General features: G+C 57.1%; 29 protein-coding genes. 11 read left to right on the top strand and 18 right to left on the bottom strand.

The window, feature by feature from the left end:
- Positions 1 to 306 precede the first annotated feature (306 nt).
- On the bottom strand, positions 307 to 1,242 hold the full coding sequence (gene alsB, locus F3J28_RS15400) for a D-allose transporter substrate-binding protein (protein WP_008455741.1): 936 nt from the start codon (positions 1,240 to 1,242) through the stop codon (positions 307 to 309).
- 55 nt (positions 1,243 to 1,297) lie between these two features.
- Positions 1,298 to 2,188 (bottom strand): MurR/RpiR family transcriptional regulator, encoded by an 891-nt coding sequence (locus tag F3J28_RS15395; RefSeq protein WP_008455739.1) that lies wholly within the window; start codon positions 2,186 to 2,188, stop codon positions 1,298 to 1,300.
- A gap of 354 nt (positions 2,189 to 2,542) precedes the next feature.
- Between F3J28_RS15395 and rpiB the strand changes: the two genes are divergently transcribed.
- Positions 2,543 to 2,992 carry a bifunctional allose-6-phosphate isomerase/ribose-5-phosphate isomerase RpiB gene (gene rpiB / locus F3J28_RS15390; protein ID WP_166877505.1) on the top strand — a complete coding sequence of 150 codons (450 nt, stop codon included), beginning with the start codon at positions 2,543 to 2,545 and terminating at the stop codon, positions 2,990 to 2,992.
- A gap of 68 nt (positions 2,993 to 3,060) precedes the next feature.
- Complete coding sequence (gene yjdP / locus F3J28_RS15385) at positions 3,061 to 3,381, top strand: DDRRRQL repeat protein YjdP (RefSeq protein ID WP_166877503.1); 321 nt, start codon at positions 3,061 to 3,063, stop codon at positions 3,379 to 3,381.
- Here yjdP and phnP read toward each other — a convergent pair.
- From phnP to F3J28_RS15320, 13 genes are all read right to left on the bottom strand, one after another.
- A complete protein-coding gene (gene phnP, locus F3J28_RS15380) occupies positions 3,378 to 4,136 on the bottom strand; it encodes a phosphonate metabolism protein PhnP (RefSeq protein ID WP_166877500.1) in 759 nt (252 codons plus the stop codon). The genes yjdP and phnP overlap by 4 nt on opposite strands.
- Positions 4,114 to 4,581, bottom strand: a complete 468-nt coding sequence (gene phnO, locus F3J28_RS15375; protein WP_008455732.1) for an aminoalkylphosphonate N-acetyltransferase — start codon at positions 4,579 to 4,581, stop codon at positions 4,114 to 4,116. Before phnO ends, phnP begins: the two co-directional genes overlap by 23 nt.
- Complete coding sequence (phnN, locus tag F3J28_RS15370) at positions 4,574 to 5,161, bottom strand: ribose 1,5-bisphosphokinase (RefSeq protein WP_245874493.1); 588 nt, start codon at positions 5,159 to 5,161, stop codon at positions 4,574 to 4,576. Before phnN ends, phnO begins: the two co-directional genes overlap by 8 nt.
- Positions 5,158 to 6,294 carry an alpha-D-ribose 1-methylphosphonate 5-triphosphate diphosphatase gene (phnM, locus tag F3J28_RS15365; RefSeq protein WP_008455728.1) on the bottom strand — a complete coding sequence of 379 codons (1,137 nt, stop codon included), beginning with the start codon at positions 6,292 to 6,294 and terminating at the stop codon, positions 5,158 to 5,160. Before phnM ends, phnN begins: the two co-directional genes overlap by 4 nt.
- The gene (gene phnL / locus F3J28_RS15360; protein WP_166877498.1) at positions 6,281 to 6,985 is read right to left on the bottom strand and encodes a phosphonate C-P lyase system protein PhnL; all 705 of its coding nucleotides are present in this window, start codon (positions 6,983 to 6,985) and stop codon (positions 6,281 to 6,283) included. Before phnL ends, phnM begins: the two co-directional genes overlap by 14 nt.
- A 9-nt stretch (positions 6,986 to 6,994) precedes the next feature.
- The gene (gene phnK, locus F3J28_RS15355) at positions 6,995 to 7,753 is read right to left on the bottom strand and encodes a phosphonate C-P lyase system protein PhnK (RefSeq protein ID WP_008455724.1); all 759 of its coding nucleotides are present in this window, start codon (positions 7,751 to 7,753) and stop codon (positions 6,995 to 6,997) included.
- Positions 7,750 to 8,595, bottom strand: a complete 846-nt coding sequence (locus tag F3J28_RS15350) for an alpha-D-ribose 1-methylphosphonate 5-phosphate C-P-lyase PhnJ (protein ID WP_008455722.1) — start codon at positions 8,593 to 8,595, stop codon at positions 7,750 to 7,752. The genes phnK and F3J28_RS15350 overlap by 4 nt, the downstream gene beginning before the upstream one ends.
- Positions 8,588 to 9,652 carry a carbon-phosphorus lyase complex subunit gene (locus tag F3J28_RS15345; protein WP_166877495.1) on the bottom strand — a complete coding sequence of 355 codons (1,065 nt, stop codon included), beginning with the start codon at positions 9,650 to 9,652 and terminating at the stop codon, positions 8,588 to 8,590. Before F3J28_RS15345 ends, F3J28_RS15350 begins: the two co-directional genes overlap by 8 nt.
- The gene (gene phnH / locus F3J28_RS15340; RefSeq protein WP_166877492.1) at positions 9,652 to 10,236 is read right to left on the bottom strand and encodes a phosphonate C-P lyase system protein PhnH; all 585 of its coding nucleotides are present in this window, start codon (positions 10,234 to 10,236) and stop codon (positions 9,652 to 9,654) included. The genes F3J28_RS15345 and phnH overlap by 1 nt, the downstream gene beginning before the upstream one ends.
- Complete coding sequence (phnG, locus tag F3J28_RS15335) at positions 10,233 to 10,694, bottom strand: phosphonate C-P lyase system protein PhnG (protein ID WP_166877490.1); 462 nt, start codon at positions 10,692 to 10,694, stop codon at positions 10,233 to 10,235. Before phnG ends, phnH begins: the two co-directional genes overlap by 4 nt.
- A complete protein-coding gene (gene phnF, locus F3J28_RS15330; RefSeq protein ID WP_166877487.1) occupies positions 10,695 to 11,420 on the bottom strand; it encodes a phosphonate metabolism transcriptional regulator PhnF in 726 nt (241 codons plus the stop codon).
- Positions 11,421 to 12,030: 610 nt separating this feature from the next.
- Positions 12,031 to 12,459 (bottom strand): VOC family metalloprotein YjdN, encoded by a 429-nt coding sequence (gene yjdN, locus F3J28_RS15325; protein ID WP_166877485.1) that lies wholly within the window; start codon positions 12,457 to 12,459, stop codon positions 12,031 to 12,033.
- A 97-nt stretch (positions 12,460 to 12,556) separates the two neighbouring features.
- The gene (locus tag F3J28_RS15320; protein WP_008455710.1) at positions 12,557 to 12,892 is read right to left on the bottom strand and encodes a zinc ribbon domain-containing protein YjdM; all 336 of its coding nucleotides are present in this window, start codon (positions 12,890 to 12,892) and stop codon (positions 12,557 to 12,559) included.
- A gap of 409 nt (positions 12,893 to 13,301) precedes the next feature.
- Here F3J28_RS15320 and F3J28_RS15315 point away from each other — a divergent pair, with 409 nt between their 5' ends.
- The 3 genes from F3J28_RS15315 to F3J28_RS15305 all read left to right on the top strand — a co-directional run bounded on the left by F3J28_RS15315 (position 13,302) and on the right by F3J28_RS15305 (position 17,313).
- Positions 13,302 to 13,970, top strand: coding sequence for a WYL domain-containing protein (locus tag F3J28_RS15315; RefSeq protein ID WP_008455708.1), 669 nt, complete (start codon positions 13,302 to 13,304; stop codon positions 13,968 to 13,970).
- A 104-nt stretch (positions 13,971 to 14,074) separates the two neighbouring features.
- Positions 14,075 to 16,438 (top strand): clamp-binding protein CrfC, encoded by a 2,364-nt coding sequence (crfC, locus tag F3J28_RS15310; protein WP_166877482.1) that lies wholly within the window; start codon positions 14,075 to 14,077, stop codon positions 16,436 to 16,438.
- Entirely contained in the window at positions 16,438 to 17,313 is an 876-nt protein-coding gene (locus F3J28_RS15305; RefSeq protein WP_286178240.1) for a diguanylate cyclase regulator RdcB family protein, read from the top strand. Before crfC ends, F3J28_RS15305 begins: the two co-directional genes overlap by 1 nt.
- Before the next feature lie 14 nt (positions 17,314 to 17,327).
- Here the strand turns inward: F3J28_RS15305 and F3J28_RS15300 are convergent, their stop codons facing one another.
- Complete coding sequence (locus tag F3J28_RS15300; protein ID WP_008455703.1) at positions 17,328 to 17,687, bottom strand: winged helix-turn-helix transcriptional regulator; 360 nt, start codon at positions 17,685 to 17,687, stop codon at positions 17,328 to 17,330.
- A gap of 122 nt (positions 17,688 to 17,809) precedes the next feature.
- Here F3J28_RS15300 and F3J28_RS15295 point away from each other — a divergent pair, with 122 nt between their 5' ends.
- The 4 genes from F3J28_RS15295 (at position 17,810) to F3J28_RS15280 (ending at position 22,015) form a co-directional block, all read left to right on the top strand.
- Positions 17,810 to 18,553, top strand: coding sequence for an SDR family oxidoreductase (locus tag F3J28_RS15295; RefSeq protein ID WP_166877479.1), 744 nt, complete (start codon positions 17,810 to 17,812; stop codon positions 18,551 to 18,553).
- Between the two features lie 420 nt (positions 18,554 to 18,973).
- Positions 18,974 to 19,300 (top strand): PTS sugar transporter subunit IIB, encoded by a 327-nt coding sequence (locus tag F3J28_RS15290; protein WP_166877476.1) that lies wholly within the window; start codon positions 18,974 to 18,976, stop codon positions 19,298 to 19,300.
- On the top strand, positions 19,297 to 20,703 hold the full coding sequence (locus tag F3J28_RS15285; RefSeq protein ID WP_166877472.1) for a glycoside hydrolase family 1 protein: 1,407 nt from the start codon (positions 19,297 to 19,299) through the stop codon (positions 20,701 to 20,703). The genes F3J28_RS15290 and F3J28_RS15285 overlap by 4 nt, the downstream gene beginning before the upstream one ends.
- The gene (locus tag F3J28_RS15280; protein ID WP_166877469.1) at positions 20,687 to 22,015 is read left to right on the top strand and encodes a PTS sugar transporter subunit IIC; all 1,329 of its coding nucleotides are present in this window, start codon (positions 20,687 to 20,689) and stop codon (positions 22,013 to 22,015) included. Before F3J28_RS15285 ends, F3J28_RS15280 begins: the two co-directional genes overlap by 17 nt.
- A gap of 220 nt (positions 22,016 to 22,235) precedes the next feature.
- Here the strand turns inward: F3J28_RS15280 and F3J28_RS15275 are convergent, their stop codons facing one another.
- The gene (locus tag F3J28_RS15275; RefSeq protein WP_166877466.1) at positions 22,236 to 23,456 is read right to left on the bottom strand and encodes an amino acid deaminase; all 1,221 of its coding nucleotides are present in this window, start codon (positions 23,454 to 23,456) and stop codon (positions 22,236 to 22,238) included.
- Between the two features lie 202 nt (positions 23,457 to 23,658).
- Between F3J28_RS15275 and F3J28_RS15270 the strand changes: the two genes are divergently transcribed.
- On the top strand, positions 23,659 to 25,095 hold the full coding sequence (locus tag F3J28_RS15270; protein ID WP_166877676.1) for an N-acyl-D-amino-acid deacylase family protein: 1,437 nt from the start codon (positions 23,659 to 23,661) through the stop codon (positions 25,093 to 25,095).
- Positions 25,096 to 25,328: 233 nt separating this feature from the next.
- A complete protein-coding gene (locus F3J28_RS15265; RefSeq protein WP_166877463.1) occupies positions 25,329 to 25,721 on the top strand; it encodes a RidA family protein in 393 nt (130 codons plus the stop codon).
- Here F3J28_RS15265 and F3J28_RS15260 read toward each other — a convergent pair.
- A complete protein-coding gene (locus F3J28_RS15260) occupies positions 25,718 to 26,581 on the bottom strand; it encodes a MurR/RpiR family transcriptional regulator (protein ID WP_008453334.1) in 864 nt (287 codons plus the stop codon). The two genes, F3J28_RS15265 and F3J28_RS15260, sit on opposite strands and share 4 nt — an antisense overlap.
- Positions 26,582 to 26,627 lie beyond the last annotated feature (46 nt).

The following is a 26,627-nucleotide window of genomic DNA, read 5'->3' as shown; positions in this document are numbered from 1 at the left end:
TTTAGCGAAGGTTTCCCCTCACCCTAACCCTCTCCCCACAGGGGAGAGGGGACGGTACCGAGCTGATGTTGGTTTTCTCTCTCATCCCGAAAGGGAGAGGGAATAACTGCTGCCACTGCTTTTCTTTTAGTACTCTTTTCGCCCCTTTGCCCGTGGGAGAGAGCTACCCTTTTTTCACGTTCTCCCTGCGGGAGAGAGCTACCCCTTTTTTCACTTTCTTCCTATGGGAGAGGGCCACTCATTCTTTCTCCCTCTCCCCTTTGGGGAGAGGGCTGGGGTGAGGGGATAAAGCCACTCAAACCTTAACTATTTCGTCACCAGTACCGAATCCACCAGGCTAAACTGCGGGGCCTTATCCAGCGCAATCACCTTGCCGGTTTTCGCCGCATCTACCAGTAGCTTCAGGCCTGTCGCACCGATATCCGCCGGGTTCTGCGCCACGGTGGCGGTCATCTGCCCGTCAGCCACCATCTTACGGGCCTCCGGGATACCGTCGGTGCCAACCACCAGAATTTTCCCGGTCTTCCCGGCGTTAGCCACCGCCTGAGCGGCACCCATCGCCATGGTGTCGTTCGCGCAGTAGAAGGCTTTCAGGTTCGGGTTACGCTGCAGCACGTTGGTGGCCACATCGAGTGCCTTGATGCGGTCCCAGTCGGCGGGCTGGCTGGCAACCAGTTTAATCTGGCTGGCTTTCTTAAAGGCATCGCTGGCGCCTACGCGGCGGGCTTCGCCGGAGGCGTTACCTGCTTTACCTTCTATGATGGCCACGTCGCCGCCTGCGGCACCGAGCTTATCGATGATGAAGCCTGCGCCTTTCGCGCCGACCGCCACGTTATCGGTGGTAACAAAGGCTTCGACGTTGCCGCCGGCTTTTTTCAGGTTATCCATATCGATTTTTTCATCGAGGTTGACCAGGTAAATGCCTTTTTTCCAGGCATTCGCGACCGGCACCACGAGGTTGACCGAGGAGAGCGGAGCAAAAGCGATGCCTTTGTATTTCTTATTGGTTAAATCTTCAAAAAGCTGTAATTGCGACTGGAAATCCCCCTCCGAAGGCGAAGCAAAAATATCTACGCTAACGCCCAGCGTTTTAGCTTCATCTTCAATACCTTTTTTCATATCCACCCAATAAGGGTTGGATAATGTTTTTAATACCACCGCATAATCGGCAGCCGCAAAAGCGCTGGTGGATAACATCAGGCCCATAGCAGCGCCGCTGAATATTTTCAGATATTTATTCATAATAATATTCTCAGTGTAGGGTACAGTCAGATCCCGCTGAGGCGGGATCTCTTTTTTACTTCAGCGCACCAGGGGAAAAGAAATCCACAATTGCGCCGGTTTTTTGCATATTTAATGTTGCCTGTTCAATATTTTGCTGTGCGACTGAAACAAAAAATGCATCGAGTAACGTTAATTGTAATATACGCGCCGAAGCGTTACGGCCCAATAAAGGCGTCTCGGGCGCCGGTGAACAAATAATAAAATCAGCGAGCCGGGCAATCGGCGAATGATAGCTATGGGTAATACAAATTATTTTTGCGCCGTTCTTTTTCGCCAGCTCCACCGCGGCTTTTAAATCACCGGTGCGCCCCGAATGGGATACCACCAGTACTACATCGCCTTCTTTTAGTAGCGAGGCCGACATCATCATGATGTGGGCATCCTGGTATGCCTGGCAGCGCACGCCGATGCGTAAAAACTTATGCTGGATGTCGTTACAAATAGCGTTTGAGCCGCCAACGCCGTACAAATCCCGCTGTTTTGCCTTCGCGAAGTAGCGCGCCGCACGGTGGATTTCGTCCACGTTGACGATCGACTGCCCTTCCATAATGGTGCGCAGGGTGATGTTAAACACCTTGTTGACCACATCCTGCGGCGCTTCGTCGAAGGCAAGCTCGGTGGGCAGCACCTGCTCTGACTCGGAAAAGTAGGTGACCAGCGCGCTGCGCAGGTTACGGAAGCCGCTGAACCCCAGCAGCTTCGAGACTTTAACGATCATCGCTTCCGACACCGCAAGGGCTTCGGCAACGTCTTTAATGGCCGGGGCATCGCTCAGATTGCCGGGCTTCAACAACCAGTCGACGATGCGGCTTTCGTTGTCCGTCATCCCCTCCTGCTTCATGCGCAGCCAGGGGGCAAGGCCGATGCCGAACGGCGGCTGTGAATCAATATCTGACTGACTCATCCTGTTCTCTCGTGTCCGTAGAGTGAAGACGCCACTATAACACCACAGCATGTGCAGAAAATATGCTGCATACTTCACAAAAATAATTAATTCATAAAGTTTTACTTTTTGTGAAGTGGGCTGAATGCGTAAATTCATTTATTTGTATGAAAAATAATGAATTAATTTAATTTTTCTCGTTAGTGGAAGTCGTTTTATGACGCCGGGGTGACAAGTTGATGCATTGTGTTGTGAAGAGAATCGGTGTAGAAATGGCCACGAACCCGGCAACTTTGCCGATTAATTGGGCAGTGAACCGGTCTTAAATCACGAAAGCTGTCGGGTTCGTAAAGTAACGGCAACGGTGAGGATAAAATGAAAAAAATTGCATTTGGCTGTGACCATGTAGGCTTCCTGCTGAAGGCGGAGATTGTGGCGCATCTTCAGGAGAAAGGGATTGAGGTGCTGGATAAGGGGACCTGGTCCGGTGAGCGCACCGATTACCCGCTCTACGCCAGCGCGGTGGCAGAAGCCGTGGTGAATGGCGAAGTCGAGGGTGGCATTTTAATTTGCGGCACCGGCGTGGGGATCTCGATCACCGCCAATAAATTTCCCGGTATCCGGGCGGTGGTCTGCAGCGAACCTTATTCCGCGCTGCTTTCCCGCCAGCACAACAATACCAACGTGCTGGCTTTCGGCTCCCGCGTGGTGGGGCTGGATTTAGCTAAAATGATCGTCGATGCATGGCTAAGCGGGGAGTTTGAAGGCGGGCGGCATCAGGCGCGAGTCGAGGCCATTGGCGCGCTGGAATCGCCGAGAATTTGAGATTCCTCCGCTACTGCATATGAGGCCGCCTGATTACGCTGAGGCCAGTCCATCCTGGAGACTGACCGATGAAAACTTATGCCGCCGCGCTGCTGCTCGGCACGCTGTACCTGGCCTCGCCGTTCGCGCAGGCCGACGTGATTGATGACGCGATTGGCAATATCCAGCAGGCGTTTAGCGATGCCTACAAGCCGGGCAGCGACCGCGTTTATCATGATGACAGTGATGATTCGGCAGATCAGCGTCGGCTCAGCCGACAGGACGAAGCCCGCTATCGCCAGCTGGAGGACAGACGCCGCAGCCTTGATGAACGGCAGAATCAGCTCGACCGCGAGCGCCAGCAGTTGGATGACGAAGAGGGCCGCCTGCAGGACGACGACGATCGCTAGTCCAGCACGATCTCCATGCCGTCAAAACCGGCCTCAAACCCTGCAGGCAATACGTTGTGCATCAGCCATGCATCAAACTGGTGGCTGATGTGGGTCAGCACGACTCGCGGGCTGCCAATCTGCTCGTTCAGCGCGATCACTGTGGTTAGGTCGCAATGGTTTTTGGGAGTGTCAGGCCGGGGTTCGCGGCTGCAATCTATCACCACTACTTCCGGGCGGTTGGCGGCCAGAAACTTCAGGGTTTTGTCCGGCAGCCCCGCCGTATCGCTCAGCCAGGCCAGTCGGCTGTAGGCCGTTTCAAACAGATAGCCAAACGTCAGCTTTGAGTGCAGCAGCGGCAGCGGCGTGACCCGCAGCGCCTGCAAAGTAAAGGCGACAAACGGCTCGACGGTATAGCTAAAGTCCAGCAGGCCGGGGTGCTTGAACAGATCGTCGCAGCCCTGTTCATCCGGCGGACCGTAAACCGGGATTTTTTCGCCTACGCCCCAGCGCAGCGGGAACAGCCCCTGGACATGATCCATATGGTAATGGGTGAGCAAAAACTGCTGAAAATCACCCGGCTGCCAGCTGTCCATCAGGTCGGGCAGCCCCGCGTCTATCAGTGTAATCGCATCGTTATACTTGAGTACCGCGCTGCACGGGCGGCGGCGGTGGGCCGGATTGGTTCTGGCTCGTGAACAGGCGGCGCAGCGGCAGCCCCAGGCCGGGACAAGCTGCGCCCCGCCGGTGCCGCTAAGCGTTAGCGTGAGCGTCATCAGGTGTCTCCACCGGTTTGGTAAAGCGGATATGGGTGGCGCGGTAGCCTTCACGCTCGTAAAAACGATGGGCATCTTTGCGGCTGGTGCTGGTCGAAAGCTCCGTCAGCTCCGCATCGGCTTTGCGTGCTTTTGCTTCTGCCCAGGCAAGCAGCTGTTTGCCTACGCCGTGGCCGCGGGCTTCTTCCAGCACCACCAGCTCCTGGATCTCGCCGATGCGGCGGGCGTGATGCAGATGGTATTGCAGGTGCAGGCTAATCATCCCCACGGCTTTATTCCCCAGCCATGCCAGCTGATAAAAGATATTCGGATCGCGCAGGTTCTCCGTGAAGCAGGCGTTAAAGCCGGGGCGGTCGGCCTGAGCCTGTTTCAGCTCGCAAATCATGCGGTAAACGGTGTCGCTGTCTTCGATAGCGGCGGCTTTCAATTTAACAACATCAGACATGGCGGGGCTCCTTGCGGTGAAGAGGGATAACGTTCGAGCGGTGCTGGGCTAACAGCCGCATAAACAATGCGGCAGACTGTAGCAGACTCCCGTCGTTGTTGAGTATCAGGCAATCGCCTCCCTCTGGCGAATAAAGCGCGGCCCGCTGTAGCCGCTGCTCGATTTGCTCTGCGTTTTCCCGCCCGCGCTGTTCCAGCCGCTGGCGCAATACGTCTCCGGAAACCTGCAGGCAGATGGGCACCAGCCCATCGCCATAGCGTTCCCGCGCCTGTTTCAGGTGCTGGCGCGAGCCGTTCACCACCACGTCAAATCCGGCTTCGAGCCATATATCCATTTCCACGCCGACCCCGTAGGAGTGCTCATGCGCCTGCCAGCTCAGAGCAAACAGCCCCAGCTGCTGGCGCTGCTCAAACTCGTTTGCGCTTAGCGCAATGTGGTTCTCGCAGCCTGCGTCGGCGGCGCGGGTAATGTACCGGTGCGCCACCAGCAGCCTGGCGTGCTCCTGCTGGCGCAGGGCGCTCAGCAGGCTGTCTTTGCCGGAGCCGGACGGGCCCATCAGCCAGATTAGTTTACTCATCAGAACACCCGAATTCCCTGGCGCCAGACGTGATCGACATGGATATGGTCGCCGTGCATGTGCGCCAGCACCAAATCCGCTCGTTTCCCTTCCGCCAGCGTGCCCCGGTCGGCCAGGTTCAGCGCCCGTGCCGGGTTGCGAGTCACCAGGTGAATCGCCTGCGCCAGCGTGAAGCTGTTGCTGTCGTCGTGCGCCACGCGGAAGGCCGCATCCAGCAGGCTTGCGGGGTAGTAATCCGAGGAAAGGATATCCAGCAGCCCGGCCTGAGCAAGATGGCTGGCCGCCACGTTGCCGGAGTGAGAGCCGCCGCGCACGATGTTTGGCGCGCCCATCAGCACGCTCATGCCGTGGCGACGAGAGGCTTCGGCGGCTTCTTCCGTGGTCGGGAATTCGGCGATCACGCTGCCGATTTCGTGGGACTCCACCACGTGGGCGGTCGTCGCATCGTCATGGCTGGCGAGGGCGATATTGCGGTCGCGGCAGCGGGCGGCGATGGCCTGGCGGTTTGGCTGCGACCAGCGGGCCGCCAGCGTCAGCTGTTCTTCTTCAAAGCGATCCATCTGCTCGTTGGTGAGATGGTATTTGCCCTGATAGTAGTCGCGGTATTTGGACAGCTCCGCGTACTGGCGCTGGCCCGGCGAGTGGTCCATCAGCGAAACGAGGGAAACCAGTTCGCGGTCAACCAGCTTGTCGAACAGCGGCAGCGTGGTGTGGTGCGGCAGTTCGCAGCGCAAATGCAGGCGATGTTCGGCGCGGTTGAGGCCGCGCTTTTGCGTATCCTCCACGGCGTTGATCATTTTTTCGAGGTTTTCCAGGCGGTCGCCACCGTCGCGCACGTCTCCGATGGCAACGGCGTCCAGCACGGTGGTGATGCCGCTCGCCACCATCAGCGCGTCGTGGCTACTCATGGCGGAGTGCGCCGGCCAGTCAACCTTTGGCCGTGGGGTAAAGAATTTATCCAGGTTGTCGGTGTGCAGTTCAATCAGCCCCGGCAGCAGCCAGCCGCCGCCGCCGTCGTGCGCGCCCGGCAGCTGGCTTTGGGTCTCGGCAAAGTTGCGAATCACACCGTCGGCCACTTCCAGTGAGCCACTGACCACTTCTTCTTCCAGCACCAGGCGAACATTATTGATAATCATGTTGGGGCTCCATCGCGGACATCGTATGCAGGCGGTCGGCCACCTGTTCACGTACAGCTTCATCGTGGAAGATGCCGACAATGGCCGCTCCACGCGCTTTTGCTTCCTGAATCAAAGCCACCACGGCGGCGCTGTTTTTGGCGTCCAGCGAGGCGGTAGGCTCATCAAGCAGTAAAATGGGGTAATCAACAATAAAGCCACGGGCGATGTTCACGCGCTGCTGCTCGCCGCCGGAGAAGGTCGACGGGGCAAGGTGCCACAGACGCTCAGGTACATTGAGCCGGGTCAGCAGGCTGGCGGCTTTTTCCTCGCACTCTTCGCGCGACACGCCCAAATCCAGCAGCGGCTGCATGACGACTTCGAGCGCCGAAATACGCGGGATAACGCGCAGAAACTGGCTCACCCAGCCGATGGTCTGGCGACGTACCGCCAGCACTTCGCGCGCCGGGGCCTGCACGATGTCGATCCATTCGTCGTTGTGCTTAACCCAGATGTGTCCTTCATCCGGCAAATAGTTGGCGTAGAGCGAGCGCAGCAGGGTGGATTTCCCGCTGCCGGAGTGGCCGTGCAGCACCACGCATTCACCGCCTTCGACTTCCAGCGAGGCGTTGGCCAGCACCGGCAGGCGAATGCCGTGCTGATGGTGCAGGACAAAGGTTTTGCTCAGGTTTTCAACCCGTATTCTGGTCATAGCGAGTACCTAATTCTGAAGGACGGAGGACACCAAAAGCTGGGTATACGGGTGATGCGGGTCGTCCAGCACGCGGTCGGTCAGCCCACTCTCCACCACTTTGCCCTGTTTCATCACCAGCAGGCGGTCAGCCAGCAGGCGAGCCACGCCCAGATCGTGGGTGACTATCACCACGGCCAGGTTCAGCTCCACCACCAAACCACGCAGCAGGTCGAGCAGGCGCGCCTGCACGGAAACATCCAGCCCGCCGGTCGGTTCATCCATGAATACCAGCTTCGGATGGGTGACCAGGTTGCGGGCGATCTGCAGGCGCTGCTGCATCCCGCCGGAAAACGTGGTCGGCAGGTCGTCGATACGGGCCGACGGAATCTCAACTTCTTCCAGCCAACGCTGGGCGGTGGCGCGAATGTCACCGTAGTGGCGCGCCCCGGTGGCCATCAGCCGTTCGCCGATGTTGCCCCCGGCGGAAACGTGGCGGCGCAGGCCGTCCATCGGATGCTGGTGAACCACGCCCCATTCAGTGCGCAGCAGGCGGCGGCGTTCGCCTTCCGACATGTCATACAGCGAACGGTCGAGGTAAATCACTTCCCCTTCCTGCGGCGCAAGGCGGGCGGAAATGGCTTTCAGCAGCGTCGTTTTGCCGGAGCCGGACTCGCCCACAATGCCCAGCACTTCTCCGGGCCAGAGGTCAAACGACACGTCCATGAAGCCTTTACCGGGCGCATAGAGGTGGGTGAGGTTATTCACCGAAAGTAACGGGCTGGTCATGACTGAGAGGCCTCACTGTTCTGGCGGCAGTAGTCGGTATCGGAGCAGACGAACATGCGGTTGCCCGCGTCGTCGAGCACCACTTCATCAAGGTAGCTGTGGCGTGACCCACAAATCGCGCACGGCTCTTCCCATTCCTGCACCTGGAAGGGATGGTCGTCGAAGTCGAGGCTCTCTACGCGGGTAAACGGCGGCACGGCGTAAATGCGTTTTTCGCGTCCGGCACCGAACAGCTGCAGCGCAGGGGACATGTGCATTTTCGGGTTATCGAATTTCGGGATCGGTGACGGGTCCATCACGTAGCGGTCGTTCACCTTCACCGGGTAGGCGTAGGTGGTAGAGATATGGCCGAAGCGGGCGATATCTTCGTACAGTTTCACCTGCATCACGCCGTACTCTTCCAGCGCGTGCATGGTGCGGGTTTCCGTTTCGCGTGGTTCGATAAAGCGCAGCGGTTCAGGGATCGGCACCTGATAAATCAGGATCTGATCTTCCACCAGCGGCGTTTCCGGGATGCGGTGGCGGGTCTGCACCAGCGTCGCGTCTTCGGTGCGTTCGGTGGTGTTCACGCCGGTCACCCGCTTGAAGAAGTTGCGGATTGAGACGGCGTTGGTGGTGTCGTCCGCGCCCTGGTCAATCACTTTCAGCACGTCAGACTCGCCAATCAGGCTGGCGGTCAACTGAATGCCGCCGGTGCCCCAGCCGTAAGGCATTGGCATTTCGCGGCCGCCAAACGGCACCTGGTAACCTGGAATCGCTACCGCTTTCAGCATTGCGCGGCGGATCATGCGTTTGGTTTGCTCGTCCAGATAGGCAAAGTTATAGCCGCTCAGGTTAGCCATTGGCTCGCTCCTTTATCAGGCGGTTAAGCAGCTCCAGTTCGGCCTGGAAATCCACGTAATGAGGCAGTTTGAGGTGGGACACAAAGCCTGCCGCTTCCACGTTATCCGCGTGGGATAACACGAACTCTTCGTCCTGCGCCGGACCGGCGATGTTTTCGTCGTAATCCGGGGCCTGAAGCGCGCGGTCAACCAGCGCCATCGCCATGGTTTTTCGCTCGCTCATGCCAAACGCCAGGCCATAGCCGCGCGTGAAGTGCGGCGGTTCGTCCGCCGGAGCAACAAAGCCGTTCACCATTTCGCATTCGGTCATCAGCAGTTCGCCGATATTCACCGCAAAACCCAGCTCTTCCGGCACAATTTCGATGTCCACGTAGCCGCTGCGGATCTCGGCGGCAAACGGGTGGTTACGCCCGTAGCCGCGCTGGGTGGAATAGGCGAGAGCCAGCAGGTAGCCTTCGTCGCCGCGCACCAGCTGTTGCAGACGCGAAGAGCGTGAGCACGGGTAGACCGGCGGGTTGCGGGTGATGTCGTCCGGCTGCGCGCCATCGTCTTCTTCGACTTTGGCCAGACCCTGTTTCGCCAGCATACTGAACACATGCGGGGCAGGGGCGCTTTGCTCGTCGGCCTGTTCGGCGTCAGGGACTTCACCGTTAGCCAGCAGCGTGAAGTCCAGCAGGCGGTGCGTGTAGTCGTAGGTTGGGCCCAGCAGCTGGCCGCCAGGGACGTCTTTATAAACGGCGGAGATACGGCGCTCGAGGCGCATTTCGGCGGTGTTCAGCGGCTCGCTGACGGCAAGACGAGGCAGCGTGGTGCGGTAAGCACGCAGCAGGAAAATCGCCTCAATCATGTCGCCGCTGGCTTGCTTGATGGCCAGTGCGGCGAGTTCCCGGTCGGCTATGCCGCCTTCCGTCATCACGCGGTCCACGGCCAGGCCAAGCTGCTGCTCAATCTGCGCGACGCTAAGCTCTTTTAGCGTTTCATCGCCGCGTCGGTTGCGCTCCTGCAGGGCGTGGGCGGCGGAGATTGCCTTCTCGCCCCCTTTGACGGCAACGTACATCAGCACACCTCCACGTGGGTGGTCCGTGGGATAGCCAGCAGGCGATCGCCACAGGTCAAAATCAGGTCAATGCCCAGCGGGAACGGGTGCGGGCGTTCGGTCAGTTCGTGCAGGACGCATTCCGGCAGCTGTGGGGCAATCATGCGCTCTTCGTTGATGCCCGCGCCGGTCAGGCGAAGCATGCGCCCGCCGCTCAGGCTGGACACCTGCAGAATCAGCGTCGCGCTGGTATCGGGGGCGATGTCGCAGCCCTGAGCCAGCAGGTTCAACTGTGCTGAAGAGATTGCGTCGCTGGCCACGGCGAACTGCGCGTGGTCAGGCTGTTCGCACAGCGGCGCATTGGTATGAAAACGAATGTTCTGCGCGGCAATATCGTTGCCCAATGTGTCGTCTATCCACACCGGCGTATCGTTATCGGCCAGCGTCAGGAGCACGCTGGTGGTCGCCACATTCAGCGGCAGCCAGCCCTGCTGCAGCGAAGTCAGCGCGACAATCACGCCCGGCTCGCTCATCGCTTTGAGCAGGCGACGAAAACTCTGCTGGGCATCCTGCACCGGAAGGGTAAAAGCGGTCATTAAAGTCATGCGTTGTCTCCGCGTACCAGCGTGAAGAAGTCCACGCGGCTGCTGTTAACTTCTGCACGGCGAGCGGCAAGCCGTTGTTCACGGTTAGCCGCCAGCGGCGCAATTAAGGTCTCTTGTAGCGTTTGAAAATGCGTGGCTTCCTGCATCAGAGCGTCGATCACCGCGCAACATTCGGCGTGCTGTTTGTCGCGGCCAAGCAGGTAGCTGTAGCCGTAGATGCCGCTCGCCAGCTTGACCACCGAGCGGGTCAGCGTGGCGTCGCCGGTGAAAAAGCGTTGGCCGGTGCCGCCCATGCGGGCCTGCACCTGAACCAGGCCGATTTCCGGTGCGCGAATAAGCGTGTAATCCGCCTGGATGTTCAAGCTGTTCCAGCGCTCAAGAAGCTCCTGCGGCTGGCTGTGGGACAGCACCGCCATCCACTCGCGGCGCTGTTCGGGGTTGAAATGGCTGGTGTCCATTTAGTGCTCCATGGTGAATTCAATCATGTCGGCGCGGGTCAGGCTGACGGAGTATTCCGTCGCTTTGGCCTCGCCTTCACGGTGGTTAAGAGTGCGAACACAGAGCAGCGGCGCCATGTTGGGGATTTCCAGCAGGCGGCTCTCTTTGGCCTGGGAACGACGAGCGCTGATGCGGGTTTGGGCGCGAGTCAGGGCAATGCCTAACTCGGCCTGGAGGAAATCGTGCAGCGATCCGTTACTGAAGGTTTGCAGCGCGGGCCACCAGGCCTGCTCGGCGAAGTAGTGGTCAATGATGCACACCGCGATACCGTTCACCCGGCGCAGGGTGCGCAGGTGAATAACGTTGTCTCCTTCGGCCAGCCCCAGCGCATCTGCCACGTCCTGAGAGGCCGGGCGAATCACCGCCAGCAGGCGTTCGCTGGTGGGATGGCTGCCCTGATCCAGCAGGTTCTGGCTAAAGCGCGCCTGAGCGTTCAGCGGGTAGTCAAACGGACGCATCAATACCAGGACGCCCACGCCCTGGCGGCGCTGCACCCAGCCTTTGTTGACCAGTTCGTCAATGGCGCGGCGGAGCGTGTGGCGGTTGACCTCGTAGTAGGCGGCCAGCTGAGTTTCGGCGGGCAGATAGTCGCCGCAGCGGTAGTTGTTGCGCAGCTCCTGCTCGAGCCGGGCGGCTATCTCCTGATAGCGGGTTGGATAACTGGTCGGATGTCTGGACAAGTGCATAGCAGTCAAAGCCTCTCAAATCAGATAAAGCGAATCCGCACGCGCGGCTGCTGGGCTGTGCATGGGTTTTGCTTGATGAGGTGAAGAGTCGTTTGCATCGCGGGCCTCCTTCAAAAGTTGCCTCATGGTGCCGGGGGAAAGTGACGGTTTTGTTAATGATTGGTTTCTGTACGATGAAGAGTTGAAGTTTGCGGCCAACAGACAGCCCTGTTTTTCGTGGAATCAGGGAGTTGCCTTGTTAAGGCGAAAAAAACCGGTAGATGGCGGGGAAAGGTTAAGTCAAAGCGATCGTCAGCAAACAATGTTTACGCGCGCGCTTGCAATTGATTTTTGAATATATTCTATATCCTGGTGATAACTCTCTTTAAATATATTGTCTTATTCCTGAAATAATATGCTTAGACTCGGAATGATTAATTTACCGGTTATACCGATTGCGCGCTGGCATGTTGGCTCTTTTTGTCAGGAATAAATTCTTTAAAAAGGAATAATGAAATGGCATCAAAAAAATGAATATATAAGCTGCTTTGATTTTCTTGAATTTTTAACCGCGGGTAAAAATAAAGGGCCCGGATTAGCGGACCCAAAAAGAATAAAAGAATATGTCTCTTTATCTTTCGACGTTGACCATCCACGGAATGCCGAACTTATCCGTCAGTGAGCCATAGCCTTTTGCCCAAAAAGTTTCGCTCCAGGGCATGCTGACGGTGCCGCCAGCGGAGAGGGCGTCAAACCAGCGTTTACCCTCTGCCGGATCCTGGCTGGCAAGGCAGAGTGAAAAGCCGCTGTGCTGTGGTTTTTCCCCGCTCATGCTGGCGTCGGTCATCATCAAATCGTTACCGGCTACCCGCAAATTTGCGTGCATAACGCTGTCGTCAGAATAGACGCCCGCGCCGCTACAGCCCTCAGCATTGGTTGCTTCTTTGGGCATTTCACCGAAGGTAATTTTGAACGTCAGTTCGGCGCCCAAAGCCTGCTGGTAAAAGGCGATGGCCTCCGCGCAGCGACCGTTTAATGAGATGTAGGGTCCTAAAGGCATAACCGAATCCTCTGTAAGGAGAGTGCAGAAGAAGTGTAGGTTGTGCGGGGCAGGTAAGCCAGGCGGGGCAGGTGGCAAGACCACCTGCCGGGGGAGATTAGTTCTTTTTCACAAACTCGGACTTCAGCTTCATCGGGCCAAAACCGTCGATTTTACAGTCGATATTGTGGTCGCCCTCTACCAGGCGAATATTCTTCACTTTGGTGCCGATCTTCAGCATCGAAGAGCTGCCTTTGACCTTCAGATCTTTCACGACGGTAACGCTGTCGCCGTCGGCCAGCAGGTTGCCGTTGGCATCTTTTACAACCAGCGCGGCGTCTTCTTCGCTCGCCGCGGCCGGGTTCCATTCATGAGCGCACTCCGGGCAAATCAGCATGCCGTTGTCTTCGTAGGTGTATTCGGAATTGCACTTCGGGCAATGAGGGAGTTGCATTATCTGATCCTCAAGGTGAGATAAAGTAATGAAAAATAGCGATTTGGCCGTAAAAATATGCTGAATCGCGAAAAAGTGCTGAGATTATACATCAAATCCCTACATTTGCAGGGATTATTGCCGTAAACCTATGCCCGGCGGGCTTTCTGGCCGCCATAAAGTGCAAAAAACCTTTCATTCAAAGAAATAAGCACCAAATTTAACTTAAAGTTCAGGCTTTAATTGCCGTTAAATAAGGCTAATTTAACTTAGTTTCACTTTGCTTCGAGCAAGTCTGCCAGCAGGGGCTGCTGCGCTATACCTGTTTGAAAAAATAAAAAAAAGCGTATTGCGCTGACACCTCCTGTCACTTGACAGGGGTATGGTTGGGCCTATGGATGTACCGATACAGAGGCAGGAACCGATGAGAATGAAAGGCGCGAAAGTAAAAGTTGCAGATCGACTGGCCGAAATCGTCTTAAGTCTTTATCAGGGGGAAACCCTTTCCGCTGATATTATCCGCCAGCGTTTTGATGTAGATATGCGAACTGCGTATCGTGATTTGAACCGGCTTGGTGCTATTCTGGAGGACGTCGGCGAGGGGAAAAAGCGTCTCTCTTCGCATTTAAAAGGACAGTTTAACGTAAACGACCTGTTACGCATTACTAAACGCGTAGGGCTTGCTGCGTTTTATCCGTGGTACGACATAAAGAGCCATAATCAATATATTACGCTGCGCGCTATTCCAGATTTATTGGTTGTAGGGTATGAATATGAAAATAGCCCACAGCGTAAAGCTATTTTTTATCCATTATTTGACGATCGGGATGATCCTGGTGGGGAAAGGGTAAAAACGGAAGTGCTGTTACAGGTTTCGGCGCAGGCGGCTGAACATTTTAAACAGCGCAAGCTATTACCTTTTCAAAAAACCGTCAGAGAGCTTGATAACGGAGAGTTACTTCTGGCGAGTCATATTGCTTCGCCAGAACAATTGTTTCCGCTGGTGCAGTATTGGATACCGCATCTCACCATTATTTCTCCGCAGGTCTGGCAGAGCGACTTAAAAGCCAGGATCGCGGCATGGTGTAATGTTAATTAATAAATTATTTCCCTCACGTAATTATAAAAACCGGTATTGCCATGATTACAACTAAACGATGGCGGTGATAAAGCCGGGTAATTTGAGTTAAGGAAAGATTTTTTATGCACACACAAACTATTTTTGAATTGAGTCAGGAAGCCGAGCGGCTTTTGCAATTAGCGTTGCAAAACCTTAGCGCTTTAAAAGTCGCTCCGCTGGCTTTGCAAAATGAACAAAATAGCGCTTTAACGAACCCTGTGGCGACGGTACATCCATTGAAATTTAGCCCACGCGGAATCGAACTGCAGAAAGATATGCTGCAAAACGAAAGGCGTAAAATAACCCAACATGAAATGGTTCTGGCGATTGTCGGCACCATGAAGGCGGGGAAGTCGACCACCATTAATGCCATCGTGGGCACGGAGGTTCTACCTAACCGCAACCGGCCCATGACGGCGCTGCCAACGCTAATCCGCCATACGCCGGGCCAGCGCGAGCCGGTGCTGCATTTTCCCTATGTGCAGCCGATAGAGAGCCTGATGGGGGAATTGCAGGAGAAACTGCTGATCACCAGCCGGGAAGCGCTGGCGCGCAAGCTGGAAGTGGACCGGGATATGGAGGCGCTTATCGCCCGGATCGCCAACGGAAAAGGTTTTGAGCGCCATTATCTCGGCGCACAGCCTATTTTCCACTGCCTGAAGAGCCTGAACGATCTGGTGCGCCTGTGCCGGGTGCTGGATGTGGCTTTCCCCTTCAAAGCCTACGCCGCTATTGAGCATGTGCCGGTGATTGAGGTGGAGTTTGTGCATCTGGCCGGCCTCAAAAACGGCCACGGCCAGCTGACGCTGCTGGATACGCCTGGGCCGAACGAAGCGGGGCAGCCGCACCTGCAAAAAATGCTTAGAGAGCAGCTGGCGCAGGCTTCCGCCGTGCTGGCGGTGATGGACTATACGCAGCTTAAGTCCATCTCCGACGAAGAAGTCCGCGAGGCGGTGCTCGGCGTCAGCAAATCGGTACCGCTGTATGCGCTGGTGAACAAGTTCGATCAGAAGGACCGCAACGGCGACGATGCCGCTCAGGTGAAGGCGATGATCGCCGGGACGCTGATGAAGGACAGCATTGCGCCGGAAAACGTGTTCCCGGTATCGAGCATGTGGGGCTACCTTGCCAACCGCGCCCGCTATGAGCTGGCCACGCATGGCCGTTTGCCCGACCCCGAAGAGCAGCGCTGGGTGCAGGACTTTGCGGAAGCGGCATTAGGCCGGCGCTGGCGCAGCGCGGATTTGGCGGATATCGAGCATCTGCGCCATGCGGCGGACTTGCTGTGGGAAGACTCGATGTTTGAGTCACCCATTGGGACAATCCTGCATACCGCGCACGCCAATGCTTCTCTCTACACGCTGCGCGCGGCGTGCCACAAGCTGCTGGACTATGCCGAGGGCGCTGAACGCTACCTGAGTTTCCGCTGTCAGGGGTTGCAGGTGGCTAACGACAGCCTGCAGGAGAATATTCGGCAACTGGAGCAGGATATTCAACTGCTGCTGCAGACTCAGCAGTCGGTGAGTGCGGTGATTCAGCGGCAGGTCAGCGATGCCCTCGCCGGCATAGGCGATTTTGTGCAGCGCTTTGAAACGCAGATTCATAGCGACCTGAAAACTTATTTCCGGGAAGGGCGGCTGGGCGCTGAGAAGCTGCATCCGTTATACCCGCATACCTTAACGCGAAACGTGGATTTTTCGCCGGGCAGCGACAAGCTGATGGGCGAAGATGAAGCGACGGCCCGCACCCTGCTGCACAAGGTTCGCGCGTCCAGTGAAAGCATTTTATTTGCCGCCCAGCAGACGCTAAGCGGGGAGCTTGGGGCGCTGCTCAGCAACCTTGAGGCGAGCCTGGGCTATACGCTGCAGTCGGCGTTGAAACCGATTGAACAGCGGGTAAGCGACGGCCTGAAAGTAGCCGGGTTCCGCGCCCAAATCAGCCTGCCTGCGTTCCAGGCCAGCCAGCTTAATTTTAATACCCACTCGGCGTTCACCAACGTTATCGAAAACCAGGAAGTGGCGATGTCGGAAATGCAGCCGCAAAACGGGATGCGGGGCGTGCTGGCGCGCTGGCTGAACGGCGTGGACTGGGGCTGGGAAGATTACGCAGCCACCCATAGTCGCTACGTGATTGATCTGGATAAGTTACAGCAAAAGCTGCATGACCATGTGTCGACTTTCCTGGGCCAGATAAATCAGGCCATTACCGCGCAGGTGGATATTTCCGTCACGGCCGGGATGGCGACGTTTTTCGCCGATTTTGCCGGCGCACTGGACGCTATTCACAGCAATTTACGCCAGAGTCTTTCCGCGAAGCAGCAGAACGACAGCGTGCTGTTTTCTCTCCAGAGCAAGCTGGAACAGAGTGTCAGAACGGCACGTTACATTCACGAGGATACCCGCCTGTTGCGCGATGATATCCAGACGCTTTTCTCAGCGGAGCAATGATGAGCAGTGTATTAATGGAAGGGCCAATAAGAACCCTCAGCTGTCTTAGCGAAAAATTTGTCGTCGATTTTGCCATGGGAATTGATGTTGCCCGCCAGCCGTGGAGCAGCCCACAGAGCCAGGCGTTTTATGAGCAGCTTCTGGCGCTGTTCGTCGTCGTGGCCCGGCGGCAGGCCGGGATGGCTGGAACACCGCCGCAGGACGAGCTTGACGCGTCGCTGATAAGCCTTGGCCAGCTGTCGGCAGATCTGGCAAAAAGCTACTTGGCCAACAGCCAGATAAGCGAGAGAATTGCTCAGCTGGAGCCGGTTTCCGCCCGCACGGCACACCATTCGGCAGCGGCTCGCGAGCGGCTTCAGGCCCTGCGCGAGCACTTTTCTCAGCGGCTTAGCCGGCTGGAAGAAGAGTTTCAGCACAGCGATCTTGTTCGTCAGGGCATGGTCCACAGCGAGCAGATTTTTTCCCGCTGGCGCAGCGGGCACTACTTTTCATTTTCTCCGGCGGCGCGTTGCTACGTCGCGCTGGAAGAGCTGCGCTGGGGCACCTTTGGTGATGCTGTTCGTCTGGGGACGCCCGAGCAGGCGGAGGCGTTGATTGAGCATGTGCGCAGCCTCGCCATCAGCCGTCTGGCGGAAGAAGTGAATGCTTCCCCCCGCACCCGCCACTATTTCCATGACTGGCTGGCGACGCCAACGTCTCCGGGGTTGCTGGAGCATAAAGATGCTTTAACCTGGCTCGGCGCCGGCTGCGACATTGAACGCCAGCCGATCTGTTACTCGGTGACCCAGAGCTGGCAGGGCGTGGCGCTGGGGATGCCGCGTATTTGTTCGGCCATGCGCCTCGGCAGCGCGCTGGTCGATGAAGTTTTTGGCTAACTGATTTAGCGTTCTCAGGGAAGAGACAGTTCCATCTCACCGGCATTCTCCCTCATCCATTCGGCGAGTGAATCCAGCGTTGGGCGCAGAGATTTACCGAGCGCGGTGATCTGATATTCCACTCGCGGCGGGACTTCCGCAAAAACTTGCCTCACCACCAGGCCGCGAGCTTCAAATTGACGAAGCTGGCGGGTGAGCTCTTTCTGCGTAATGGGGCTGACCGCCCGCTGCAGGTCGCTAAACCGCACCGGATCGTTGAGCAGGATCAGGCGGTACAGAATCGGAATGGCCCATTTACCTGAAATGAGGTTCACAAAATTCACCATCGGGCAGTCGCTGCCCGCCGGTGGCAGGGCTGAAAAATTTTTTGTCATGCTGGCTCCCGGCACACGCTAATGCGCCCCTTGTGGTTCCTTAGTATCCATTTGGTGCCTACTATCTAAAGGATACTATAGCGGAAATAATGCCCTCACCAACCCTTTATAAGGACACGACGATGGGCAGACTTAATGGCAAATACGCCTTAATTACCGGCGGTACCAGCGGAATAGGGCTTGAAACGGCGCGGCAGTTTATTGCCGAGGGCGCAACGGTGGCGATCACCGGGCGAAGCGAACAGGGGCTACAGGCAGCCAAAGAGGTTTTGGGCAATGTGCACCTGATGAAAAGCGATGCGGGCGATATCGCCGGGCAGCGTACGGTGGCGGCAGAGTTGAAGCAGCTCTGGCCGCGGCTGGATGTGCTCTACATTAATGCGGGGGATGTGACGCACCATTCTCTGGAAGACTGGGACGAACAGGCGTATGACCGGCTGATGAATATCAATCTCAAAGGCCCGTTCTTCCTGATTCAGGCGCTGTTGCCGCTGCTGGCTAACCCGTCTTCGGTGATTGTGTGCGGTTCGGTCAGCGCTCGTATCGGCCTGCCGCAGACTAACGCCTATGCGGCGAGTAAAGCAGGGATCCTTTCTCTGGCTCGTACGCTTTCCGGGGAGCTGCATCCGCGTGGCATCCGGGTGAACGGCCTGAGCCCTGGCCCGACGGAAACCCCGGCGCTGGGCAAACTGGGCAATGGCGTAGCCGCCGACACGCTGCGGGAAGCTATCCGCGATCTTGTGCCGATTGGGCGTCTTGGCACCGCGCTGGAGCTGGCAAAAGCCGCTGTGTTCCTGGCGTCTGACGAATCAGCCTTCGTGGTCGGCACCGATCTGTTGGTTGACGGTGGCGTGGGGAGTTTGTAGCTCTTTACCCTCACCCTAACCCTCTCCCTGGAAGGGAGAGGGGATAAACAAAGCTGCTGTTCCCATTTGGCTGTGGAGAGGGAATAAACCTTGTTCTCTGGTACTTCTTTTCCCCCTCTCCCTCTGGGAGAGGGCCGGGGTGAGGGGATGGCGCAAGATTAAGATGAATGTCTGCCTGTGACCGCCCCACCATTCTCGTGAATAAAACCGCGCTAAAAGACGAACGCCACCAGAAAAGTAACATTCTTATCCGTCTGTTTATTATTACTTTTAATGTAAGTTCTGGCGTTCATTCGCCAAAAGTACCAGCCGCTAAAAGCAAATCTGTGCCCACCCTCACTTGTGGCTTTTTTCACCGCTACCCAGAATATATTTGGCCGCATATCGCGGACACTGCATTGATTCTCTGAGGGAAAAGCGATGAAAAAAATCTTCTTATGCTGTGCTGCGGGGATGTCCACCAGCATGTTAGTGGAAAGAATGAAGCAGTCCGCGCAAAGCCGTGATGTGGCGGTGGAAATCACCGCCGTGCCGGTGTCCGATTTCGACCAAATTATTAAGGAGGCTGATGTCATCCTCCTCGGGCCGCAGGTGAAATTCCAACTGCAAAACCTGAGCGCGGCGGCGGCGGCCCACGGCGTGCCGGTAGCGGCCATCGACATGATGCATTACGGCTCGATGCAGGGTGACAAGGTGCTGGATCACGCACTGTCGCTGCTGAAAACTGCTGACCAGGGGGGCGTATGAAATACCGCTTTCCTGAAAAATTTTGGTGGGGTACGGCGACCAGCGCCACGCAGTCAGAGGGGCGAGTTGAGGGCGATGGTAAGGGGGATAATATCTGGGATTTCGCCTCGCATGAGTTTAACGCCCGTTTTTATGACGGCGTCACCTCCGACGAGACTTCCACGTTTTATCAGCGCTGGCGGGAAGATATTCAGCTGGCGAAAAACATTGGCCTGAATGCTTTCCGTACGTCGATTTCCTGGTCTCGCCTGATCCCCGACGGCGACGGGGAAGTTAATCCTCTTGCCGTGCAGTTCTACAACGATGTGATTGATGAGCTGATTCGCCAGGGCATTGAGCCTTTTATCAATCTCTACCATTTTGATATGCCGCTGGCGCTGCAGGCCAAGGGCGGGTTTGAGAACCGGGAAGTGGTGGACGCTTTCGCTCGCTACGCGGGGATTTGCTACCGCCTGTTCGGCGACCGGGTGCGCTATTGGTTTACCTTCAACGAGCCGCTTATTCCCGCCGAAGCGGGCTATCTGCATCCTCGCCATTACCCTTACGTGACGGATTTCCGCCGTGCGGCTCAGGTGCTGCACCACATTGTTATCGCCCACTGCAAAGCGGTCGCCGCCTGGCGCGAGCTGAATCTTGAGGGGCAGATTGGCATCATCATGGATGTCATTCCCGTGTACCCGCGCAGCGACAGCCCGGAAGATCGGCGGGCGGCGGAGATGGCCGACCTGTTCTATACGCGCAGCATTAACGAGCCGATGCTGCTTGGGCGCTACCCTGCCGAGCTGGTGGCGTTGCTGAAAGAATACGATGTGCTGCCGAAGACGGCGCCAGGGGATTGCGAGCTGATTGCCGCGACCCGCATCGATTTGCTGGGCATCAACTATTATCGCCCGCGCCGGGTTAAAGCGCGTGAGACGCTGCTTGAAGAACCCCACGGTTTTGTGCCGGAGCGCTTTTTTGAAGAGTACGTGATGCCGGGGCGGCGGATGAATACCTCGCGCGGGATCGAGATTTACCCGCCTGCGCTGTACGACATCGCTATGCTGGTGAAAGAGCGTTACGGCAACCTGCCGTGGTTCGTCTCCGAGAACGGCATCGGCATTATGGACGAAGAGCAGTTCATGGTGGACGGCGAAGTGCAGGACGATTACCGCATTGAGTTTCTTCAGGAACATTTGGCCTGGCTGCACAAAGCGATGGCGGAGGGCAGTCAATGCCTGGGCTACCAGATGTGGACCTTCATCGACTGCTGGTCGTGGCAGAACGCCTATAAAAACCGCTACGGCTTCTACCGGCTGGATTTAGCCACCCAACAGCGTTCGCTGAAAAAGTCCGGGCGCTGGTTCCGGGCCGTGATTGAGCACAACGGGTTTGAGGGGGCAGATCATGTCGGGCTTCGATAAGTTAGCTGAAAAGCTGATGCCGGTGGCGAACGCTATTGGCAACCAGCGGCATATGCAGGCGATTCGCAACGGGCTTATATCGATTCTGCCGTTGACCATCGTCGGCTCTTTCTTCGTGATTTTGCTGAACATCCCGATTAAGGGCTACATGGATTTTATTGCGCCGTGGCGCGATATGCTGGACGTGCCGTTCCGCTTTACCGTCGGACTGATGTCGCTGTATGCCGCGTTTACCATCGGTTCGTTCCTCGGCAAAAGCTACAAGTTGAATGACATCACCAGCGGCCTGCTGGCGATGCTGGCGACGCTGCTGATGATTGTGCCGGTGAACATTAAGCAGGGCGTGACCGTGGCGGGTGAAGCGGTGGCGGGGCGCTATATCCCCATCACTTCGCTGAGTTCTCAGGGGCTGTTTGGGGCGATTATCTCTTCGCTGATTGCCATTGAGATCTACCGGTTTATCAAAGTTCGCAATATTGAAATTAAAATGCCCGCGGGCGTGCCGCCGGTGGTCGCCAGCTCGTTTTCGGCGCTGTTCCCGACCCTGGCCGTGGTGCTGGTGTTCTGGATCCCTCGTCATTTTCTGAACATCGATATCAACGCCATCATCATCTACATCATTATGCCGCTGAAGGGCTTTATGACCGGCACCAACCTGTTTGGCGGGATTGTGACCCAGTTCTTTATCGACGTGTTCTGGGTGCTGGGGATCCACGGCCATGCGGTGATGGGGCCGCTGATCCGCCCGCTGTGGGATCAGGCGATTGTGCAGAATATGGAGCTGTTCCAGTCCGGCGTGAGCGCCTATGAGCTGCCGAACATTTTCACCGAGCAGTTCTTCCAGTGGTATGCGCAGATGGGTGGCACCGGCTCAACGCTTGCGCTGGTGGTGCTGTTTATTCGCTCGCGGGTTATCTACCTGAAGCAGCTGGGTAAACTGTCGTTTATTCCGGGGCTGTTTAACATCAATGAGCCGATGATTTTCGGCGCGCCGATCGTAATGAATCCGATCCTCGCGATCCCGTTTATTCTGGCGCCGATGGTGAATACCGTGGTGGTGTATCTGTTCACCATTAGCGGGCTGATCCCACGGATGATGGTGAAGCCACCGTTTACCGTTCCGGCTCCGCTAGGGGCGCTGATCACCACCAACTGGAACCTGATTGCCTGTGGGCTGGTGTTTATCTGCTTCTTTATTTCGCTCGCGATCTATTACCCGTTCTTTAAGGTGTATGAGAAGAAGATGCTGGAAACTGAGCTTCAGCAGAAGGAAGAAGAGGAGAGGACTAAGGCGCTGGCCGAGGCTAAGTAAATTTTCTGTGGCCCCTCACCCCGGCCCTCTCCCCAAAGGGGAGAGGGGGAATTCAGAACTGAGTGGTTAGTTATCTCCTTTTCCCAGAGGGGAGAGGGGGAATTCAGAACTGAGTAGTTTGTTATCCTTTTTTCCCAGAAGGGCGGGGGGAAGCAGGCAACTGAGAACCTTGTTTATCCCCTCTCCCTTCCAGGGAGAGGGTTAGGGTGAGGGTGACAACCTAGAACGCCGTCTCTAACTCATCCAGCACGTTATATTCGTCATCCACCAGCAGCAGCGCCTTCCACTTATCAAACGTCAGGCACGGGTGAGAAGTGCTGAACACCAGAATATCCCCAACCTGCGCATCCGCGCCCGGCTTGAGTTTCAACATGGCATGCTGATCCATAATCCCGGTGGCTTCGATGGTTTTCGACGGCGAAGCCAGCGGCTTGCCCTGGCGATAGTGGGCTATCGGCTGCGGCAGACCGGCATCAAACGCGCTGTCGCGCTTGCCAAAATTCACAATCGCCCGATCGCTTTCCGGTACCGACTGCACCATTGCCACCAGCTCCAGCGCGGAAACCAGATCGCCACCGAGATCGCAGGCGATCCGATCTCGCGCCATCAGCTGATCCTGGGCTTCCTGATAAATTCCGCCATCGTGGGTAATGTAACAGCCCGGGCGGATCGCAATGCGGCAGTTGGCCGGTTTTTCTGCGGCGAGCCAGATATTGCACACTACGTCGTACCAGACTGAACCCGCGCCGGTGAGCAGGAACTCGCCGTCAACATAGCGTTCCATCTGACAGGCTAACGCGGCCGCCTCTTGCAGCAGCGCTTCTATTTTTGGCTGCGGATTGTCGCCGTGCAGCACGCCTTCGTACAGCTCCAGGCCGCGTAAATTCAGGCCGGGTAATTCTGCCACCCGCTTTGCCAGCGCCAGCGCTTGTTCCGGGCTACGACAGCCGCAGCGTCCACCCGGCACACCAAGCTCAATCAGCACGTCGAGGGTTTGCCCCTGTTGGCTAAAAAAGTCTGACAGGGTACGGGCGTTTGCTTCGCTGTCCACGCAGCAAATGTAGTCGACGGCGGTATGTTTATGCTTTAGCTGCGACACCAGCGTGATGTTCGCTTTGCCCACCAGTTGGTTAACCATCAGCACTCGCTCGATGCCCGCCGACATCGCGATGCTCGCCTGCCATGCGCTGCCTACGCCGATGGCCCACGCGCCCGCTTTTTGCTGCTGCTGGAAAATCCACGGCGTCATGGTGGTTTTCCCGTGTGGCGCCAGCGAAACGCCGCGCGCATCGGCGTAGGCCTGCATCCACCGGATGTTGTTCTTCAAAGCAGATTTTTTGATCAGCGCTGCGGGTAAACAGACGTCTTCGTTGAGGACATTGGCAGGGGAATGCATGAGGGCGGACTTATGGGGTACGAGGTTAATTTCCTGGTATTTCATAACGTATTTCCTCCGGGGTTATTCTTTCTTTCAGATTAAGTATCAATTTTAACTTGATGTTATTTATATTAATTATCCAATGATCTTGAATTAAATGAATAAAAGTATCATTGATTTGCAAGGATTTTGTTTAGTTTTTCACTGTTTTTATGGCTTGTAAATGGTTAACTTGCACGCAGATTATGACTGGCGTGAGGCGCAGATGAAGTTCGATTATCTCTTCAGGAATGTCACCGTGATTGACGGCTCCGGCGGTGCGGAATACCTGGCCGATGTGGCGGTGCAGGGTGACCGAATAGCCGATATTGCGCCGGGAATTTCCGGCGAGGCCGTGCATGAGATCGACGGCAGCGGGCGGGTATTAGCGCCGGGGTTTATTGATGTTCACACCCATGACGACATTAACGTGATCCGTTTTCCTGAATATCTGCCGAAAATTAGCCAGGGCATTACTACGGCGATCGTCGGCAACTGCGGCATCAGTGCGGCGGGGGCGACCATCAATGCGCTGGTGCCCGACCCGATGAATTTGCTGGGTGAGGCGCACCAGTTTGTTTATCCCACCGTCGAAGCGTACGCCCATGCCGTGGAGCAGGCTCGCCCGGCCATTAACGTGGGTACGCTGATTGGTCATACCGCGCTGCGTAACAACCAGATGGATGATTTGTTCCGACCGGCGACGGAAGCGGAGATTCTCGCCATGCGTGGCCAGCTAAAACAAGCGCTGCAGCAGGGGGCGCTTGGGCTGAGCACCGGCCTGGCCTATGCCAGCGCGTTCCAGTCCACCACCGAAGAGGTGATGGCGCTGGTGGAGGAATTAGCGGCGGAGAAGGGGATTTACACCACCCATTTGCGCTCTGAGTTTGAGCCGATTCTTGAGGCGCTGGATGAGGCTTTCCGCATTGGCCGCCACGGGAAAGTGCCGGTTGTGGTGTCGCACCACAAATGCGCCGGGGCGAAAAACTGGGGCCGCACGGTTGAAACGCTGAAGTTGTTCGACAAAGTACGCGAGCAGCAGGATGTCTCTTGCGACTGCTATCCGTATTCCGCCAGCTCTTCAACGCTGGACATGAAACAGATCACCGACGAGTTCGAGATCGTGATTACCTGGTCTGAACCGCACCCGGAGGTCGCCGGGCGGTCGCTGAAGCAAATTGCTGATGACTGGTCGATGTCACTTCACGAAGCGGGAAAATTACTGATGCCCGCAGGGGCGATTTACTACAACATGGACGAGCAGGACGTGCGGCGTGTGCTGCGCTACCCGGCGACAATGGTCGGGTCAGACGGGCTGCCGAACGATCCGATGCCGCATCCCCGCCTGTGGGGCGCATTCCCCCGCGTGCTGGGGCACTACAGCCGCGACGAGAAGCTTTTCCCGCTGACGCAGGCGGTGCATAAGATGACGGGAATGTCGGCGGCGCGGTTCCAGTTGCCCGAACGGGGCCTGGTGAAGCGCGGTTATTATGCTGACCTGGTGTTGTTCGACCCGCTGACCGTGCGCGACGTCGCGAGCTTCAATAACCCGAAGCAGCCTGCGGCGGGTATTGAGGCGGTGATGGTGAACGGCGTGATGAGCTATGGGTTCGAGCAGAAGGTGACTGGCCGGGCCGGGCGGTTCTTGCGTCGGCAGAAGTGAGTATAAATTTAGCCCCTCACCCCGGCCCTCTCCCCAGAGGGGAGAGGGGGAAAGAGTTCCCGGGCTGGACGGTTGTCTCCTCTCCCCAGAGGGGAGAGGGGGAAAGAGTTCCCGGACTGGACGTTTGTCTCCTCTCCCCAGAGGGGAGATCGGGTTCTGGACTGGACGTTTGTCCCCTCTCCCTTCCAGGGAGAGGGTTAGGGTGAGGGTAAACCGATCAACAAGGAGCAATGATGAGCATTAAACGTTATGGCGTGGGCGGCAGTACCGGCACCGGCGGGCAGCCGCTACCTTTTGCCAAAGCCGTTGAAGCGGCCGGGTGGCTGTATGTGTCCGGCCAGACGCCGATGAAAGACGGCGAAGTGGTTGAAGGCGGGATTGTCGACCAGTCGCGGCTGGCGATTCAAAACTGCGTGGATATCATGACCGAAGCGGGCTACTCCCTCGCTGACGTGGTCCACGTGAAGGTCTACCTGACTGACGCCCGCTACTTCCAGTCCTTCAATAAAGTGTTCCGGGAGTTCTTCGGTGACCACCCGCCGGCCCGCGTGTGCTGCGTGGCGGACCTGGTGGTGGACTGTAAAGTTGAAGTGGATGTGACCTGCTACCGCGCCGACCGGGGTTAATCGCCTAGCGGCTGCCTGTCTGCCCCGCCGCGATGGCTGTCCAGCGCCAGCTTGATGCGGCGCAGCCGGTCCTTCGCCTGGCTTTTGTTGGCCATCGCCAGTTCGGTGGCCAACACATCAATCATCGCCAGCATGGCGTAACGCGAAGTGCTCGGCTTAAAAATGTAGTCGTTTTCGCGAATAATCAGCGGCAGCACGATGTCCGCCTGTTCAGCCAGCGGTGTTCCCTGCGGGGTAATGGCGATGATCTTTGCGCCGTACTGGCGGGCAATCGCCGCGCTCTCCACCACTTCCGGCGTGTAGCCTCCCAGTGATAGCGCCACCACCACATCGTTGGAGGCCACCGACGCCGCCATCATTCTCGCCAGCAGGCCATCGCTTTGGCTCACCACCGGCAGGCCCAGACGAAAGAGACGAAACTGTAACTCCTGCGCGCAAATGGTTGATCCGCCGCCCATGCCCAGCGCCAGGATTTGCCGCGCGTTGCTCAGCCAGGTCACGGCCTTGTTGAGTGACTCTGGGTTTAGCGCGCGGCGGTTGATATCCAGCACGTTGATGATGGTTTCGTAGATCCCCTGCACGCCTTCGAGGTCCGGCACGTCGAGAATAAAGCGCTGCCCCACCGCCAGCGACTGGGCTAGTTTGACCTTCAGTTCGCGCACGTCCTTGCAGCCGATGGCGCGGGCAAAGCGGGTTATCGACGCCTGGCTGGTTTGCGTCTGGCGCGCCATTTCCGAAATGGGCAGCGCCGCGGCGGTTTGCACGTCGTCCAGAATAAACTGCGCAATGCGCTTTTCGGTGGCGGTCAGCTCAACGAAACGGTCGGTGATGCAGGAGATAATATCGATGGTGTAGCTCATGGCGCGACCCTGGTACTTGTGCAAAAAAGAGAAGGTACTTTGTACC

Source organism: Enterobacter sp. Ap-1006 (genome assembly GCF_011752835.1).
GTDB lineage: Bacteria > Pseudomonadota > Gammaproteobacteria > Enterobacterales > Enterobacteriaceae > Cedecea.
Note: the sequence above shows the minus strand (reverse complement) of the source record. Positions and strands in the feature narration are given on the sequence as shown.

What these genes read in the sequence shown, in the direction of transcription:
- alsB (WP_008455741.1), bottom strand. Translation starts at nt 1,242, where the DNA reads ATGAATAAATATCTGAAAATATTCAGCGGCGCTGCTATGGGCCTGATG.
- F3J28_RS15395 (WP_008455739.1), bottom strand. Translation starts at nt 2,188, where the DNA reads ATGAGTCAGTCAGATATTGATTCACAGCCGCCGTTCGGCATCGGCCTT.
- rpiB (WP_166877505.1), top strand. Translation starts at nt 2,543, where the DNA reads ATGAAAAAAATTGCATTTGGCTGTGACCATGTAGGCTTCCTGCTGAAG.
- yjdP (WP_166877503.1), top strand. Translation starts at nt 3,061, where the DNA reads ATGAAAACTTATGCCGCCGCGCTGCTGCTCGGCACGCTGTACCTGGCC.
- phnP (WP_166877500.1), bottom strand. Translation starts at nt 4,136, where the DNA reads ATGACGCTCACGCTAACGCTTAGCGGCACCGGCGGGGCGCAGCTTGTC.
- phnO (WP_008455732.1), bottom strand. Translation starts at nt 4,581, where the DNA reads ATGTCTGATGTTGTTAAATTGAAAGCCGCCGCTATCGAAGACAGCGAC.
- phnM (WP_008455728.1), bottom strand. Translation starts at nt 6,294, where the DNA reads ATGATTATCAATAATGTTCGCCTGGTGCTGGAAGAAGAAGTGGTCAGT.
- phnL (WP_166877498.1), bottom strand. Translation starts at nt 6,985, where the DNA reads ATGACCAGAATACGGGTTGAAAACCTGAGCAAAACCTTTGTCCTGCAC.
- phnK (WP_008455724.1), bottom strand. Translation starts at nt 7,753, where the DNA reads ATGACCAGCCCGTTACTTTCGGTGAATAACCTCACCCACCTCTATGCG.
- F3J28_RS15350 (WP_008455722.1), bottom strand. Translation starts at nt 8,595, where the DNA reads ATGGCTAACCTGAGCGGCTATAACTTTGCCTATCTGGACGAGCAAACC.
- F3J28_RS15345 (WP_166877495.1), bottom strand. Translation starts at nt 9,652, where the DNA reads ATGTACGTTGCCGTCAAAGGGGGCGAGAAGGCAATCTCCGCCGCCCAC.
- phnH (WP_166877492.1), bottom strand. Translation starts at nt 10,236, where the DNA reads ATGACTTTAATGACCGCTTTTACCCTTCCGGTGCAGGATGCCCAGCAG.
- phnG (WP_166877490.1), bottom strand. Translation starts at nt 10,694, where the DNA reads ATGGACACCAGCCATTTCAACCCCGAACAGCGCCGCGAGTGGATGGCG.
- phnF (WP_166877487.1), bottom strand. Translation starts at nt 11,420, where the DNA reads ATGCACTTGTCCAGACATCCGACCAGTTATCCAACCCGCTATCAGGAG.
- yjdN (WP_166877485.1), bottom strand. Translation starts at nt 12,459, where the DNA reads ATGCCTTTAGGACCCTACATCTCATTAAACGGTCGCTGCGCGGAGGCC.
- F3J28_RS15320 (WP_008455710.1), bottom strand. Translation starts at nt 12,892, where the DNA reads ATGCAACTCCCTCATTGCCCGAAGTGCAATTCCGAATACACCTACGAA.
- F3J28_RS15315 (WP_008455708.1), top strand. Translation starts at nt 13,302, where the DNA reads ATGAAAGGCGCGAAAGTAAAAGTTGCAGATCGACTGGCCGAAATCGTC.
- crfC (WP_166877482.1), top strand. Translation starts at nt 14,075, where the DNA reads ATGCACACACAAACTATTTTTGAATTGAGTCAGGAAGCCGAGCGGCTT.
- F3J28_RS15305 (WP_286178240.1), top strand. Translation starts at nt 16,438, where the DNA reads ATGAGCAGTGTATTAATGGAAGGGCCAATAAGAACCCTCAGCTGTCTT.
- F3J28_RS15300 (WP_008455703.1), bottom strand. Translation starts at nt 17,687, where the DNA reads ATGACAAAAAATTTTTCAGCCCTGCCACCGGCGGGCAGCGACTGCCCG.
- F3J28_RS15295 (WP_166877479.1), top strand. Translation starts at nt 17,810, where the DNA reads ATGGGCAGACTTAATGGCAAATACGCCTTAATTACCGGCGGTACCAGC.
- F3J28_RS15290 (WP_166877476.1), top strand. Translation starts at nt 18,974, where the DNA reads ATGAAAAAAATCTTCTTATGCTGTGCTGCGGGGATGTCCACCAGCATG.
- F3J28_RS15285 (WP_166877472.1), top strand. Translation starts at nt 19,297, where the DNA reads ATGAAATACCGCTTTCCTGAAAAATTTTGGTGGGGTACGGCGACCAGC.
- F3J28_RS15280 (WP_166877469.1), top strand. Translation starts at nt 20,687, where the DNA reads ATGTCGGGCTTCGATAAGTTAGCTGAAAAGCTGATGCCGGTGGCGAAC.
- F3J28_RS15275 (WP_166877466.1), bottom strand. Translation starts at nt 23,456, where the DNA reads ATGAAATACCAGGAAATTAACCTCGTACCCCATAAGTCCGCCCTCATG.
- F3J28_RS15270 (WP_166877676.1), top strand. Translation starts at nt 23,659, where the DNA reads ATGAAGTTCGATTATCTCTTCAGGAATGTCACCGTGATTGACGGCTCC.
- F3J28_RS15265 (WP_166877463.1), top strand. Translation starts at nt 25,329, where the DNA reads ATGAGCATTAAACGTTATGGCGTGGGCGGCAGTACCGGCACCGGCGGG.
- F3J28_RS15260 (WP_008453334.1), bottom strand. Translation starts at nt 26,581, where the DNA reads ATGAGCTACACCATCGATATTATCTCCTGCATCACCGACCGTTTCGTT.